Origin of the sequence: Legionella sheltonii, assembly GCF_026191355.1 — a bacterium.
GTDB lineage: Bacteria > Pseudomonadota > Gammaproteobacteria > Legionellales > Legionellaceae > Legionella > Legionella sheltonii.
Map to the genome: position 1 here is coordinate 52,142 of NZ_JAPHOQ010000012.1, position 16,130 is coordinate 68,271.

The window sequence follows — 16,130 nt, forward strand, 5'->3', positions numbered from 1 at the left end:
TCAAACTGATACAATGAAAACAACCCCACATAAGAAAATTGAAGAAAAATCTTCTCTAAGTGATTGATATTGAATATTTTGAGTTAAATGATTTGGAATTCAAAATGTGATTAATATGATTGTTAATTGTTCATTGAAGTTGTTAGAATACACACAAAATTGCCTGCTAAAAGAGATACCTAATGAAAGAAATCACCTTAACCGCCATCTTTGAAGGAACTATCTACGAAATTGAAAAACCTCATACCCATTTGCATCGGGTTTTGATGGAGGATTGTAAGGGACAACGTATCCGCTCAGCCAAAGAGCTTAATCAAGATAAAGATACTACTCATTATAAAATGGGTTTTAATGGTTGTGGTATTGATTATGGTTACAAAGGGGTTTTATTTGGTGTCGGATTGGAGGAGCAAAGTGATCAAGTTGTTGAAGTGGTCAAAAAGCTGATTCAAGACGGATATAAAGTAAAGTTAAACTGCATTGGCTTAAGTCGAGGTGGAATTGCGGCGATTTTGGCAACCCTCAAATTATCCCAAGTTGATCGCTTTCATCTGGAAACGAATCTACTTCTTTTAGATCCTGTACCAGGTAATTTATTTTACACGGCTTTTTTAGATTTTTTTAAATATTCATTGGCGAATCGTACGGTTGATTTATCTGGCTCTAAAAACTTAAATTATGTTGAAACACTGTATCCCTATCTTGAGGTAGGTGATGATACTGGCGAATTTGTGGATCACGTTCTTGCTAAATTCCATATACCCATAAGGCCTACTTATCCCAAACATTGCGAAGTGAGAGAAGAGGTTATTTTAGGAGCTCATTTAAAGGCTTTCCAGGATCTTAACAAAGAGAATGATGCGAAACATTTGATTTATGGGGTTGATGTCATTCCTGTAATTAGGAAACTCAGTAAAGCGATTATGTACCAATTCTTGGGTCGAGTGGGCAGCTTGGCAAAGTTGGGAGAAAATGTTGAACAATCTGAGATCATTAACGAGTTTGAACGAGAGCGAAATAAATGGACACAAACTCTGACAAATATTATTAAGAATATTATTCCTAAAAGTAGAAAGTTACATTCGCAGGATGGTTCTAAAATAACAGTTTCGAATACCGCCAAATATCTAAATAAAACGCACCGTGAACTTATTGATACAAGGTCTAATGATCCCGATGAATTATGTTTAAAAGTAGAACCGGAACGAATCCATTTAGAAAAGAAAAAAAATCAATTAACCAAAGCAGACTTATCTGATTTAATAGAAGTTATCCAAAATAATATGACCGTTGAAAGCAAACAAGGTAGAAAGGGACAACTATTAAGAAAAATTAAAACAGAGCTGGAAAATGGAGCATTTTATAGTGAAGAGCAGTTGAGTTTTATACTTAGAGATATTCTCGCAATTGGATTACAAAGAGACCGTTACCGCTATAGCTTTTATAAGACAACTGCCTCTGGTTTAGCATTGGTTAACGCATTGAATCAATCGAGATTTAATGCAATCAAAGAGTTGATGCAATCTGATGATAAGCCAATTGAATACGCTGATCTCAGTGCTTATGTGTTGGGTAGAGCTGATCCAGTCCATTTCAATAGTCAAGATAGGGATATAAATCTTTCTCAAGTTGAACGGCATGGGTTAGGAGAAGACGGATACAGTCTGCTGATTTAGAATCTTGTTGAGCGGTGCAGCTCAAGATATCAGTCAAATAGCGAAGACAATCAGGGAAGAAAGCAATGCAACTAAAGAAAAAAATGAGAATATTATTTTATGTTATTAAAAGACTGCGTCGTGTTTTTTCAAGAGAACTATTCCGTTTTTTTGTTGCAGTAGGGTTGGCGGAATGTTCCGCAGGTTGAAGGAATGGTGGTGTGAACGAATCATACGTCATTCATTGATAACGAATGATGAGTGGAATGAGGCATTTCATAATTTATTTTTATTGAGACGCTTGAGTGAACAAGAAAAGATAAAATTAAAGCGATTAGCCATTTTATTTCTTTATTACAAATCATTGGAAGGGGTGGGCGATCTGCAGATAACCACTCCTCTGCAGTTAAGTATTGCGTTACAGGCGTGTCTTCCTATTTTGAACCTTGGCCTTGATTGGTACGAAGGTTGGGTTTCAGTCATAATTTATCCCGGGGCGTATTCACGAGAAAACAAGGTAATCGATGAGTTTGGAATAGAACATTTAGGGAGAGCTCATTTAAGCGGTGAATCATGGCAACGTGGTCCTGTGATTATTTCTTGGGACGATGCACAACATCATGGTGGACATAATGGCCGTAATGTGGTGATACATGAGTTTGCGCACAAGTTGGATATGCAAAATGGTCGAGCGAATGGATTTCCTCCGCTTCATAAAGGAATGTCTGCGGCACATTGGGCTGAGGTTTTTAATTCAGGTTATAATGATTTGGTCAATCGACTTCAACAAAACGAGCCTATTCCGATTGATCCTTATGCTGCTACATCACCATCTGAATTTTTTGCAGTATTTTCTGAATTATTTTTCGAAAAACCCGAAATAATAGAACACTATTATCCTGAGATTTATATTTTACTGGCCCAGTTTTATCGTCAAGATCCGCTGAGAGGGGATTTTAGCCTGGCTACACATAACTAAGAGTGATGTTCTGTGGCGAATAATTAAGATGCAGGGTTGGGCCAGTGCCCAACCTAGTCAAAATTACCAACTAAATGTATAACGTGTTTCCTTGGAGCTCCATCCATCAGTCACGTAGACTTCAAGCATTCGTTCCGAGATGAGATTAAATTCGATTATTGAGCCCCAATAGGGATTATGAAACTCAAAACCTTGTTTTGTCTGCCCAGTTGTTAGTTTGCAAGACAGCTGCCTCGGTTCGGGAGCACCAAGACCATCGCCATAGCTTAAATCCAATTGCGTCGAACCCTGTGAGTTACCTACAGAAGCCACTGCATTCAACCAATTGCATTCAATTTTTGCAGATTGAGCATTTTGGTTTTTAAGTTTAAGACAGCTTCTATGTGTACTAACACACGGTTTGGCGAAACTTGTACCAGCGAGTAAACCCATCAAAAGAAAAGCGTAAAATTTAGTCATTTTTATACCTAATCAGTTAGGGTGTGTGATGTTTTTATCATTGTTATTAAATTGTTGTCAATGATTTCAAGTAATGACTATTTAAAGAAAACCAAAAAATAAGCGTAATAACGAGACTAATAAGGATGCAGGTAGTAATAGGAAAATAAAAAGTGAAGTTGTTTTTCTGAATTATGACATCACCTGGTAATTTCCCAAGCCCCATTTTTTTATAAATGACCAAAAAATCCCTGTTATCAGTAAAATAACGCCAGTAATGATTAAGATTTTTGAGGTCATAAAATGAAATCTGAATTCAATAAATAATAGATTTTATAATAGACGATCTTCGGATAATATTCTTTATTGCAATTCGCAGCAGAATTTTAATAGGAAGGAAAAAGGATGAAACAAAATATTTCAATGTACTCCGCTTCGGTACCGGTTTTCAAACAAATGCTTACTGCATTAAATGCAATTTTGGAAAAAACACAAGCCCATATTGATAATAACAAAATAGATCCCAATGTGTTTTTACAAGCAAGCCTTTTCCCAGATATGTTCAATTTCACCCGTCAAGTACAGATTGCGACTGATTTTGCTAAAGGTGTTGCAGCTCGTTTGGCAGATATCGAAGTGCCTGCTTTTGAAGATAACGAGAAAACATTTTTTGAATTACGTGGCCGTATCGAAAAAACATTGTTCTTTCTTTCCAGCATTCTTCCAGAACATATTAATGGCAGTGAGACGAAAGAGATTATTATTCGTCCGGGAACACCAAAAGAACGAAAATTTGTTGGCCAAACCTATCTCTTACATTATGGAATACCGCAATTTTTCTTTCACATTACGACAGCCTATGACATCTTAAGAAGTTTGGGTGTTACTATTGGAAAAATGGATTATATGGGAACATTTTAGAATTGCAGGTTGAGGAAGAGTGCTAAAAAAATTCCCGCGAAGCGAGAAATCCTGCTAGGAACACCTCGCGACGCTTTGGATGGCAGGAGGAGTGAGCTCCTCCTGGATTACGCTGTATCAATCCGAGCTACAAAGCGAATTAGAAGGCTGATACTGGAGCATTTGAGAGTGTTCATCCAACTGTGTCACCTCAGTCATTATCTAAGTCCCAGGGTTAGTCTGTCTTCGAAATAGATTTGTAACTGGGACACGATAAGCGCCCAATTGTGCATGGGCTGATTCCATTTTTCCAGTACTTTCTGGCAAGCACAATAAATAAGCTTAATAAGGGCGTTTTCACTGGTGAAAGCGCCTTTATTTTTAGTGTACTTGCGAATTTGCCGATGAAAGCCTTCAACAATATTGGTAGTGTAAATGATGCGTCTTAGCTCTTCTGGGTATTTGAAGTATTGTGATAGAGCTTCCCAGTTGTTATTCCAGGATTTCATCACCGCCGGGTATTTTTTGCCCCATTTCTCTTCCAACTCAAGTAGATGATGCAAAGCCATATCTTTGCTTGAAGCCTTATAAACCAGCTTTAAATCGGCCATAAAGGCTTTCTGGTCCTTACTAACCACATACTTTAATGAGTTGCGAATTTGATGAACGACACAAAGCTGGATCTCGGTGTTAGGAAAAACTTCAGCAATGGCATCAGGAAATCCCTTAAGTCCATCGATGCTTGCTATAAGGATATCCTCTACACCACGAGCTTTAAGGTCATTTAATACACTAAGCCAAAAACGAGCTCCCTCTGCCTCAGATAAATAGAGCCCTAGAATATCTTTTTTACCTTCTGAATTTACAGCAAGGACGGTGTAAAATGCTCTACTTATGACCTTACCTTCAACACGTACTTTAAAGTGCATGGCATCAAGAAAAACGATTGGGTATACAGATTCTAGGGAGCGATTACGCCACTCGGTAATCAGGGGTAATAGTTTGTCAGTAATCAGGCTGATTTTAGCACTCGAGACTTCTAGTCCATACATCTCAGATAAATGCTCGCTTATCGCCTCGTAACTCATGCCTATCGCATAGAGGGCTAGGACTTTATTATCCAGTGACTCGTTGAGTACCGTTTGACGTTTTTTTACAAGCTCGGGTTCAAAGCTGCCATCCCTATCTCGAGGTGTTTCTAAATCAAAAACTCCAGTTGTTGATTTAATTGTTTTAGTCGTTTTGCCGTTGCGACGGTTTGAAATACCTGTCTCATGACAATCAGTCATATGAGAATCCATTTCACCTTCTAATGCCGCCTCTAATAGCTCTTTTATTAAGGGGGTCAGTATGCCGTCTTTTCCAGTGAGAGATTGGCCAGACTTTAACTGGGTCAAAGCCTCTAATTTGAACTCATTGAAATCAAAATTCGATAAATCTATTTTCTTTTTATTCATATCTACCTCTTTTAAGTGTTAAATTATAAACAAATTAAAAGAGATGACACAGTTATTTAAACACTACCGAGCATTTTTAAAATTCTCTAATTCGAATTCTCCAATGGGCCCTTCTTTTCCACATATCATTTCTTCTTCATGAGTTAAAAGCGCTTCATAGCGTAATAATTCACTTGTTTTGAAGAATCGACGCGTCTGATAACGTGTTTTTTTGATTTCTTCATCTGCAATTTTATTGACAGCTGGCTCTGCTTCTTGAAGTTCTTTATCTATCATTGCAACATGTTGTTTCGCTTCTTCAACAAGATGATCTGCCAGATGGTGTTTAATCTGCTCAAAGAGTCCTGATATAAACCCGATTCTTTTTCTATCCAATAAATCATCATTATCGCTTATTGCATCCATACATTCGGTTTCTTCGCCTTGAAATTCACTTAAGGTCATACTGAGCGTTCCCAAATGCTTTTCAAAGGATTGGACGTTTTTTTCTAGAAAATGGTTTTTAGTCTTTAACATATACCATTCCCATGAGGGGCAATTAGACTCTTGCATACGGTCTTGAGCTGTTTTAATCAGGTGTTGCGTATCTGATTTTTCTTTTTCCTGTATACGGATTTTTTCTTGAATATCCCTGATCTTACTTCGAATTCCCTCAAGATCACTTTTGAGCTTAGATTGTTCATCAAGAAGGGCAGTAAAACCATCATCAGGTTCTTTACCCAAAAGCCCCCTGAGTTGATTCAGATTCACAGGGCTTACTTTCCAATTTAAATGTTTCAATTCATCGACATGTTCCAGTTTTTGACGAATTAATGCAGGGAAATCATTGCGTTCGATGTTGAGATGATTCCAATCAAGATTTAAAAGTTCTTTTAGTTTGAATAATCTTTCAAATTCGAGACGCTTTCGTGCAGGAAGAGTTTCAATCGCTTTTGCATCAGATAAATTAAGAAGATTATTTTTACTCTCTTCAAAAACTGTTTTAACTCTTCGTAGTTCATTTCGTTCCGCTTCAACTCGCTCAAGGAAAGAGGATTCATATCCAGTAAATCCTTGTTGCAATCGCTCATCTTCAATTTGTAATTCTATATAGGATTGGATACCATCAGTGCCACTTTGAATACGAACATGCTCTGGATTTACCTTCAATAAGTTGGCAAACCGTTCTTGTTTTTGTGCAAATAAACTTTCTTGTACATCTTGATTTAGTCCATCCGTTTTACCCAACTCTACGATTGAGTATGCCAGTTGTTTTTTCAATGCATTAAGTTGCTTTAAATAGGGCTGATAGGCTTTATAAGAACTAAAACGCTCAATCGCTTCATATAACTCATGCACCACATGACTGGGATTATCTTTACTCTGACGACTCATTTTGAGGAGTGTTTCTTTCAAATGCATCCAAGTAGGGTCGACAGTCTTAAAGAAATAAGGGGATGTATTGCCCAAATAGTTCCGAAAGGCATTAATTTGATGCTCTGCAACGATTTTATCATGGCAGTTTTTTCTAAAATCCAAATCGCAGTGTGGGATGCTATTTAATGAATCAATTGCATCAAGCGCATCGTTAATCACATTTCGAGGCGATGAGTGACTTATTGAAAACAGATACTTATCTTTTAAAACGGCTTTGTGACGTTCAAGTGCTGAATAGAGCTCCTGTATTTTATCTTTATCCTGAGGAAAATTATCTAACTCCTTAGCCAGAGCATAAATTTCTAGGGCAGCATTTTTGGCTACAGTTCGTTCGAAGTAAGCATGGAAGGGTTCTGGCTTTTGTTGTACCCAATCAAACTCATCGATTAGGTATTTTGCCAGCTTTTTCATTATTTCTTCGTCGTAGGTCTTCTTCAATGTGTTTAAACTCTCATCTTCTGGCAAGCCTAAGTTTCGATAAAGAGTAGAAAAGGAAAGTACCAGACCCTGTACTTTAAACTGTTCAACAAGTGAAAAATTGTTTAATTGACTGCAGTGGCCTAAGATTAAAAGTTTAACTTTGGATAATAATTTAACGGTCTCATCATCTGCCTCCATTAATTTTTTTTGATAAAATTGGATGATGCTTTCAGTAATCTCTTGTTTTTCCTCACTGCGCCATACTCTGTTTTTTTGTTCGATGAGCTTATTTATTGCTTTTCGAATAATTTCAGGTACAAATGAGCCATTTTGTGATGTATTTTTAGGGAAAAGTGTTTTTATAGCCTCTGGACAAACAGTACAAAATGCTCCAACCAAAAAAGGTAAAACTTGTTTACCTTGCGCTAACTCTAAACTTTTTTTGGTTTGCTCTGAAGGCTGGGTATATTCGAGCACGGCTCCTGCTTTATCCGCAATAACCGTTTCGAGATTTTGGTTCATTAAAGCTTTGGCACCAGCCGAAAACGGTTTTCCTTTTTGTTGCAGCTTTGTTTGAATATTTAATTCCTGAGAGAAATCTAACTGTTTTAAAAACTTAAGTCTTAGGTTTTGCTCATAACTCATATGAGGCGCCTTCTCGGCTTTAGCTGCCCATTTTTCTTCTAGAGCCGTTCCCCAAAGTCTGCATGCTGACTTTTTAAATTGTTCAATACTTTCAGTCAGGGAATTTTCGGTTACATTGGTATCTTGAGAACGAGTCAATTCACTCAAAAGCGTTTCGCGCCATTGGTAGAGCTCAAATTTTATTTGAAGGTTATCTGGGTAAAGTTCATGAAGTAAGCTTTCCCAAGCTTCAATTTGTTGCATCAGTATCTGTTGCGCTTCATCTATTGCCTGGGTATATATCCTATCTACAGTTGCTTGTAATTTGATTTTATTTCTTACTGCTTCAACCGATTGTTCGTTTATATGTTGACGAGTCCAGGGGAACACATAATAAAGAAACTGATCGAGTAAATTCTGAGGCGGCTTTACTTGATAAATTGGCAACCATTCACCTGGTTTACCATTACGTGCAGCGCGACCACCGATTTGGGTGGTCATTCTTTCGGTATCAGGATAAGTTTGAATGACAAATAAACCTTTAGGGTGATTCCCAGGATTGATATCTATTCCTTTTGCAAGCATTGCTGTCCCTACAGTAATGGTATTCACTTTACCTGCCTGTTCTATGAGTTTCTCTAGTTGTTCCGGAGATTCCTTACCGGTAATCACTTGGATTATGAATCCTTGCTTTTCGTATTCTTTTAAACTGTTACCAATTGCTTGAGCTTCATCAAAATCTTCACTCACAATAAGAATGGGTTGAGTTTGAGTGTGACTCCATTCTTCAATAGCTTCTCTTCTTTCTTCAAAAATTTGTTCCTTTTGCTCATAGGTTTGAATCTGTTCATTAGGATTCTTAATCTTCACGCTTACTTCTGTAACAGGACACTTTATTTTATTGAGGGTCTCATGTATGGCTTTGATTGTTCCTTCCCGATCTAAGGTAAAAATCGGATCGTGGTTGATACGCTTGTCTCCAGCATGCGGTGCTACGCTGACTGCCTGTATTCCCAGCGATGTCGCTAAGCTTTCAAGCTCACGTTTATCTCCCGGAGTTGCTGAAATTCCCAGTAATCGCCCTAAGGTCTTCTGGAAGAATTTAATTAAACCTTGCGCTGATTGACTCGCCAGCACAGAGGAAACTGGATCAATAAAAATATACTGGGATTGATCTTTGCGTTCGGCTTTAAGTCGAGCCTGTAACGCTTGTTGAACTTCCTCGGTGAAAATTGAACCAAGCTTAGGTGTACTGCGTATTAAAGGAACACAGGCAATTTTTTTTATAGTCTCATGGCCTGACTCATCCTTTTCTTTGACAGGTTGCATTATGAAATGTTTGTTTTCCACTAAAGTTGCAGCGATGCAACTGGCATGGATCCATTGTTTGAGTTGAGTATTACTTGATCCCATCAAATAATTTTGTTTATCGACATCGCCATTAAATTGTTCGTTGATTTGTTTGCTGAGAAATATACGAAATTGATCGAGATCTTCATCTTCGTCCCAGGCAGGATTCGTTTTGCGGAACGCTGGGAGTTTTACAAATTGATAGGCAAGGGGGTATATCCATTGGGCTGGGTTGTCACCGTGCGCTGCCTCGGCTTCAGCAACGAGTTTATAAAGTGTTAGCTGATCTAAAAGTGCATCGTCACATTCGTCTAAAACAATATGTACAGGTCCCTTCGGTTTCAGTAATTTTTCTTTTCCATCTATTTTTGCAGCTAAATGAAAACTAGCCATATCCTCAACTGTGGAGCAGTTAATTCCATCATGGATAAAATTTTTCGTTGGTGTATTACTTTGAATGAGTGCTGAGCCAATTCCCAAAAAATTGAAAAATGGCTCACAGTTGTTCTCATAATCCCGAATCAGAAGAGTTGGATTAGCAGTCCATTGCACCACAGTACCACCTTGTGCCCACTGAAGCACAGAGAGCATTGGTGTATTGATGCTTTTTCCTTCCCCAGTTTTGATACGCATTAATAAATTGGAGGTGGGATCCTTTAGGGCAAGTAACAATACAAGCATCTGTGTGGTATTTGGGAATAAACCTGTCGTTCGAAAGTAGATTTCTCTTAAATAAGCTAAGAGTTCAAGGTAGGTTTCTTCAACTTGCTCTTGATTAATTGCTTTTGAGCGTAATTGTTGAAGTAGAGTGCAGGCTCGTTCTTTTAAATCATGGCGTGAACAGGCGGTTAATTTTTTTAGCCCAGTGAAATTATTGGGATTTAAGGGGTCGGTATATCCTAATGTTTCAATATAAGTTAATTGTCTTGCAAGTTGCATTTGTAATGCATGAGGGAACTCGGTTTCATGAAGCAAGTCTTGTAAACTGAGTAGCGCATCTTTTATTCGATCCGTTGCAAATTGTTTCGCCAAATCTCTTTGTACACCCGCTTTAGCAAAAGGATTTGTGTCGAAGCTCAAACAATAAGCACGAATTTTTTCAGAGTCATGAGCAGCCAGGGCTAAGTTGAGACTTTGAGTATTAGGGTAGGGCTTTGTTGCAAATAATTTAAGAACTCGATCAACCTCCAAAGAAGGACGCCTTCCCAAACCTTGAGTGAGCTCTAACAAGGCGGGAAGATTCACTGTGGCGTCTTTTTTATTGTTTGCTAAACCAGACAAAATGGTGGCAATTTTCACTCGCTTCTCTGGATCAATTTGGGCTAGTTGTTGGAGAATAAGAGGATAGGTGGTTAAATCTTGATCGGGTTTCTTGTGGGATACTCTATTGAGTAACGCAATGCATAGCTCGGCTTGGTCTTGATTGTTGGTTAAGAATAATTGGGTCTGTTCGATTAGGCTATGAATCAGCTCGGAATTCGTACCTGATAATCCCACTAAAAATTGAATAATTTTCTTGATAATAGATGATTTGATTTCTTCAGGGAGATTGGACTTCTTGAATTCGTTTAATGCAGCAAGAGGGAACGGGCTCGCATTTCTCAAATTGTGGGCCAGACTCATTTTGAAGAACATGGTTTGTGCTTCTGGCTCAAGATCAGCAATCTTAAACAGTTCCACCAAGCCATTGATGGCTCGTTCAATCGCGGTATCATCTGCAGCAGAATTATCCTCTAAAGCTTGAGTTGTGAGCTTTAGATAAAGGTCCAGTTTTTCTGAGCTGTCTTCGATTAATTTACCTGCTAAAATATGTTTTTGTGCATAATTTAAGCGTTTTAGAGCTCCAGTGCTCAGTTGCTTGTAAATCTTATTGAATTGTTGTGGATGTCGAGAGTTTATATCAATAAGCAAGTTGAGATAATTGGCAATTGACTCAATTTTATTTTTATAATTTTGTAGCGCTATGTGTGAGGGAGCATTTTCATCGATTAAAGCTGCTTCATCAAGGATACTTCGTTCAAAATCCGGATCTTGGGTATTGAGCTGATGTAATGTCTTTTTCAAAGCAGGCAATACTTTTTTCTGGATCAATTCTTCTTTGAAAAAGAAAGTTAAAGAGAGTGTCTCATTAAACTTTGCCATCCAACCAAGACAAGTGTCCAAATCCAAGTCTTTTACGCTCTGCTTATGCTTGGGATTTTCAAAGAAGGCTTTCATTTGAGACACAAGTAAGTGATGAACTGGCCCTAAAACAGCAGCAAAACCGGACCCAGTAATCTTATCAGTCTCTTTTCTTTCCCCAGTGAGCAGGAAACTTAAAATATATTCGCCTTGAGTTTTTACCTCGATACCCAAAATGCTAAGACCATATGTTTCCTGAAGCAACTTAGGTTTTTCTTCTTCAAATGTTTTAAATTTTTCAAGAGCCTCTGAGAATTGAGGATTCGGTTTTTGTAATTCAGTAAACAAATCATTTACCGTATCAAAAAGTGGCATCAGTGTTGTATCTAATTTATCGCGTAATTGTTGAGGCACCATGCGGCTTTGCAAATTCTTTTGTAGCTCGCTCTTCAACTTTTCCACTTTAAATACGGCACTTCGCTTTTTAATTGCATCAGCTAAAGCATCAACAATTAAATCATCGAGTTTAGATATATCTCCATTACCAAGCACACAACCTTGTAAAAGATTTTTATCAACGATGAGTGCTTTTAACCATTCTTCTTGTTTTTCTGGAGTGTTACATTCAGCAGGGATGACCATTTCTTCTGAATTGACAAATGTTTCCAGAAGAGACTGAATCTTTTCGATTTTAGGTAATTCTTGTGACTTTGAGATATTGATTTGACTTAATGTACTGAGTACCACTCTATGAAATTCTGGACCTTTTGTATTCTGTATCGCCTTTATTGCTAATAATAAACGATCAATTTGTTCATCAGCAAAATTGGGTTCATTGAGCTTTGCCAATAATTTAATGAGTTCTGGCGATAAGGCCTGACGTTTTTTTTGCAGCATTGCTGTAAACGATGCAGTAGCTGATAGAGAAAATTGGTTGGTTTCAGGCGCTGGATCTGTTTTTTGAATACGATCTTGCAATGTATTAAATAGTTCCATCCCTTCATTTTCCAAGCATGAAACCAGTGGGGTAATGAAATCATCTTTGATTTTTTTATCAGGGAATGCAGTTTTGAATTCAATACATTGGCTCATTAAGGTATTGATTTGAGCGAATGACAAGTTAGGCTTAAATTTAAAAGCTCGAGAAAATGCCTGCAATAAATCATTACGATCATTTTCTTCCAATGTTTGTAATGCATGAATAGAAAGACTTAAAGTGTCTCTCCATTGTGCAACATTTAGGGGGTCTTTATTTGAAAAAGCACAAGTTAAAATAAAAGTTAATTGATTTTTTTGAGCGGAGGTCCAAGAGGCGAGTTTTTCAATTTCTAAAAGTTGGGCCTGGATATCAGATAATCTAATTTCTGTTTTCCAATGCTGTCCCATATATCGAAATAGCCAGGGCTTAAGTTCGAGATGTTCATTATTGAGTTGTAAATAAATAGGTTCCGGATCTGTAACACAATCCTCAGGATTCTCAATTTGCATGCACGCAGCAACTTGTTTCAATTGCTCTGAATCTGTTTTTTGCAGCATGGCATGATGTACGCCTGTTGAGCTCCAATTGAGATTCGACAAAGAAAGGCATTGTTCCTGTGGATTTTTAGCGAGCTCTATAACCTCCAACACTCTATTTAAGGTAACGAGCATATGACCATCATGTTTGATGGGACAGGGGTTAGGTAGTGTTAAATTTTTTTCTGCAATCCGAGGAAGGAATATTTGTGTATAGGCCTCAAAAAAGACATTAAAATCAAAACTATTTTTATCATAGTTTAAATGTGCAGCAACCAGGGTATTCCACCATACTTTTTGTTCTGCAGGCAGTTGAGCTAATTTTTGAAGATTTTTAATTCCTCGAGCGCTCAAAAGAGCATTTTGCACCTCAGGAGTTTCGAGAAACTCAAGATTGATTTTTTTATTCAAACAGGCAGTGATTAGTCTTACTAAAACAATGGAATGTGCTTCTCCTCCCAGTACATATTGTTTGCAAAGCAACGGAATGACGAACTCATCATGCTGTCGCAATTGAAGTAATGCTTTGATTTCATTTTCATATGCAGGAAGCAATGTTAAAAAGGTATTCTTTTGATTGGGTGAGTATGGGGTGTCTAAAAGAACTGAAATGGTTTGTTGAGAAAGCTGAGGTAAAAGCACCGTTGCTTCATCAAGTGAAGGCAAAACTAAAGAGACTTGTTTTTTAAGTACCGGTGCTAAAGGAGAAGGAAGTTTTCTAGGGGTATCAGTATAACAAAATGCTTTTTTGCTTTTGTCTATATAAAACCCCCTGGGAGGATTGTTTGGGATAATACCGTCCCTAAAAGCATAGTGATGTTCTTTTATTATAGGAATAGCTGATTCTTGTAGATTCTCGATGCCTAAGGCTCTAAGTTGTTTGACCAACTCGGGAAGCTCGAGGAGATCAATTGATACTAGCTGCAAATCGGGGCTTACTACATGTTCGCTCTGTTCTAAGTGAACATCCTTTTGTGAACTAGGAGGTTTAGGTAAAAGAATGCTTTTTTGAATTTGGATGCGTGGCCGAACCGCAGGCGACTTAGAATTCAATGCATATTTTAAAGGGTTGATCTTTGGAACGTTGGATGTATTTTTAAGAATCGTTTCTGCTGTTTTATTTAATACTGCGCGACGTGCATGAAGGGCGAGTTGTTTTGATACGGGTTCATTTTCTTTAATTTTAAAAATAAAGAGACGCTTGCGATCATCGCTAACAAATGTTTTTAAAGCATCGACGTCCTTTACAGTGAGTTGTTGTGCTTCAAGCTCAATTTCTAAGGGATTATAATTAACTTCTGTTTCATATGAAGTAATTAAATTTTCTAGTAAAGATTGCAGGTTTTTATTTTCTGAATATTGACGCACAAAAATAGCTCCTTCTAGAATCAAAAAAATAGATAATACATCGTTATTCTTAACAGGAGATTAAGTGTCAAAAATGAAATGAATGTATTTTTAACTCGCTCATAACAAATTGTATTACAATGAGAAATAAAGAATAAATTTAGCTCGATATGAAAATAAATATTTCAGCGGCTGGGCGATTCCTGTTAAAAAGTAGCAACATTGAAAAGAAGTATCCTCCCAAAAATTTATCTAAACAACAGCCGAATGCAGTTCAACTATACTATTTACAAACACATGCTATACTTAAGCTTGATTCGGTTAAGATTTGTTCTTTTTGGTGTGTAAATGTTCTTTCCTAGTGTGTTCGTTAGGAAATATATTCATTGTAATGGAATGGAAATCCATTTAAAACCCAAAGAAAATCCCTCATTGATTGAGCGTTTTATTAGTGAAATACGCCATGCACTCGACTCAATTGTTGTAGAGTATCTTCATCTTACTTTGGAGCATTTTTTTTACCTCCTGCGGTGTTTTTCTAGCAGTCAATGGTCTCATTCACCTCGCAGCTTTAATTGCCCCCAGACACTCTTTCTTCTTGAGATTTACCCTAAAGCCAATTTTTATTTTGCATCATTGCGGGTAAAGAGGATGATGTCCGCTATAGAGTCTGGACGATTTAAGTCTCTTTCTAAATGGCCGTTAGGGCGTCTGACTCAATTTAATCGTGTAAAAAATGATGCATAAATTGGAGTTTTACAATAGTGAGATAGAAATGAAAGAATTACATTTGTACCGTCCTTTAACGCGTTCCGAAAAATGGTACAGTTTAGCCATAGTCTGGATTCCAGTACTGGTGACAATCTATAGCATTACTTCAGGAATATTATTTCACATACATTTAGGTACTTTAGTACTGCTTTTGATTTGCTACAGCTGTACTGTGTTAGGGGTGATTCACTATTTATTCCGTTGATATGACGGGCTACCACCGCACCGTATCATTTTTTTGTGCTTGGTCTGTTAAATCGTTATTTCATCTTTTTATCGATTGAAAAAGAAACTTCTTCATGAAAAATGTAAAATATACTTGACAGATCATGGGGAGCTCATTAAACTGCGAACCTAATTTTAGGGGTTATAGCTCAGCTGGGAGAGCGCTTGCATGGCATGCAAGAGGTCGGCGGTTCGATCCCGCCTAGCTCCACCATCAACATCTTTGATGTTGATGGAAAAAACGTTCAAGGTCCCCATCGTCTAGCGGCCTAGGACACTGCCCTTTCACGGCGGTAACAGGGGTTCGAACCCCCTTGGGGACGCCATTATTGGTGTTTGAAGTTTTTAAATTGTAAAAAGATCCAGGTCCCCATCGTCTAGCGGCCTAGGACACTGCCCTTTCACGGCGGTAACAGGGGTTCGAACCCCCTTGGGGACGCCATGCTTACTTAATAGTTCATGGATTTTCAATTCTGTAGTTTCATTTTAAGTCTTTAAATGCTTCCCTAAATGTCTCGTTTTATTAATCTGAGAATGTTTCTCATTAAACGCTTTATAAATGGACTCCTGGTTTGACTGAAACGCATCGCATGTAATACTTCGATTTGAACAAAATGATTGCAAGTTAATATTCCCTTAATCAATTTGAAATACAATTTGCCTCCAATTATTTTTGGAGTAATATAAATGAAATTAAAATTTGATGGCTTTTTTGGCAAGAAAAATGATTTCTGCGTCAACATGCCTAAAATAAATACAGGAAGCATTAATATAAATCATGGTGAATGTTTTGATAAACCCAGTATAAGCGTTACCGTGCCGCATATTACTACTGATAATGAAGCGGTGTCTAAGCTCATCGCTAAAGAGCACACCTATACTTTTAAGTTATAAGATGTGTAGCCCGGATTC

The 16,130-nt window shown here is 37.6% G+C and carries 10 protein-coding genes and 3 tRNA genes; 9 read left to right on the plus strand and 4 right to left on the minus strand.

All coding sequences use genetic code 11. From position 1 onward, the window contains the following. The first annotated feature begins 182 nt into the window (after window positions 1–182). Together OQJ26_RS14130 and OQJ26_RS14135 are read left to right on the plus strand one after the other, a co-directional pair. Window positions 183–1,676 carry a hypothetical protein gene (locus OQJ26_RS14130; protein ID WP_265704388.1) on the plus strand — a complete coding sequence of 498 codons (1,494 nt, stop codon included), beginning with the start codon at window positions 183–185 and terminating at the stop codon, window positions 1,674–1,676. A gap of 172 nt (window positions 1,677–1,848) precedes the next feature. Beyond that, window positions 1,849–2,634: a M90 family metallopeptidase gene (locus OQJ26_RS14135; RefSeq protein ID WP_265704389.1), complete on the plus strand. Its 786-nt coding sequence runs from the start codon at window positions 1,849–1,851 to the stop codon at window positions 2,632–2,634. Between the two features lie 63 nt (window positions 2,635–2,697). On the opposite strand, the gene OQJ26_RS14140 is transcribed toward OQJ26_RS14135, so the two are convergent. Together OQJ26_RS14140 and OQJ26_RS14145 are read right to left on the minus strand one after the other, a co-directional pair. Beyond that, the gene (locus OQJ26_RS14140; protein ID WP_265704390.1) at window positions 2,698–3,093 is read right to left on the minus strand and encodes a hypothetical protein; all 396 of its coding nucleotides are present in this window, start codon (window positions 3,091–3,093) and stop codon (window positions 2,698–2,700) included. A gap of 46 nt (window positions 3,094–3,139) precedes the next feature. Then, entirely contained in the window at window positions 3,140–3,298 is a 159-nt protein-coding gene (locus OQJ26_RS14145) for a DUF2905 domain-containing protein (protein WP_265704460.1), read from the minus strand. A 179-nt stretch (window positions 3,299–3,477) separates the two neighbouring features. Between OQJ26_RS14145 and OQJ26_RS14150 the strand changes: the two genes are divergently transcribed. Continuing rightward, complete coding sequence (locus OQJ26_RS14150; protein WP_265704391.1) at window positions 3,478–3,993, plus strand: DUF1993 domain-containing protein; 516 nt, start codon at window positions 3,478–3,480, stop codon at window positions 3,991–3,993. A 197-nt stretch (window positions 3,994–4,190) separates the two neighbouring features. Here the strand turns inward: OQJ26_RS14150 and OQJ26_RS14155 are convergent, their stop codons facing one another. Then, window positions 4,191–5,429, minus strand: coding sequence for an IS256 family transposase (locus OQJ26_RS14155; protein WP_265701939.1), 1,239 nt, complete (start codon window positions 5,427–5,429; stop codon window positions 4,191–4,193). A 63-nt stretch (window positions 5,430–5,492) separates the two neighbouring features. Further along, entirely contained in the window at window positions 5,493–14,243 is an 8,751-nt protein-coding gene (locus tag OQJ26_RS14160) for a hypothetical protein (protein WP_265704392.1), read from the minus strand. 375 nt (window positions 14,244–14,618) lie between these two features. Between OQJ26_RS14160 and OQJ26_RS14165 the strand changes: the two genes are divergently transcribed. The 6 genes from OQJ26_RS14165 (at window position 14,619) to OQJ26_RS14190 (ending at window position 16,112) form a co-directional block, all read left to right on the plus strand. Next, window positions 14,619–14,969: a hypothetical protein gene (locus OQJ26_RS14165; RefSeq protein WP_265704393.1), complete on the plus strand. Its 351-nt coding sequence runs from the start codon at window positions 14,619–14,621 to the stop codon at window positions 14,967–14,969. A gap of 28 nt (window positions 14,970–14,997) precedes the next feature. After that, window positions 14,998–15,198, plus strand: coding sequence for a hypothetical protein (locus tag OQJ26_RS14170; RefSeq protein WP_265704394.1), 201 nt, complete (start codon window positions 14,998–15,000; stop codon window positions 15,196–15,198). A 158-nt stretch (window positions 15,199–15,356) separates the two neighbouring features. Further along, window positions 15,357–15,432: transfer RNA gene (locus OQJ26_RS14175), tRNA-Ala, on the plus strand. Window positions 15,433–15,468: 36 nt separating this feature from the next. After that, window positions 15,469–15,544 (plus strand) — tRNA-Glu (locus tag OQJ26_RS14180). 40 nt (window positions 15,545–15,584) lie between these two features. Continuing rightward, window positions 15,585–15,660: transfer RNA gene (locus OQJ26_RS14185), tRNA-Glu, on the plus strand. A 245-nt stretch (window positions 15,661–15,905) separates the two neighbouring features. After that, complete coding sequence (locus OQJ26_RS14190) at window positions 15,906–16,112, plus strand: hypothetical protein (protein ID WP_265704395.1); 207 nt, start codon at window positions 15,906–15,908, stop codon at window positions 16,110–16,112. The last annotated feature ends 18 nt before the right edge of the window (window positions 16,113–16,130 follow it).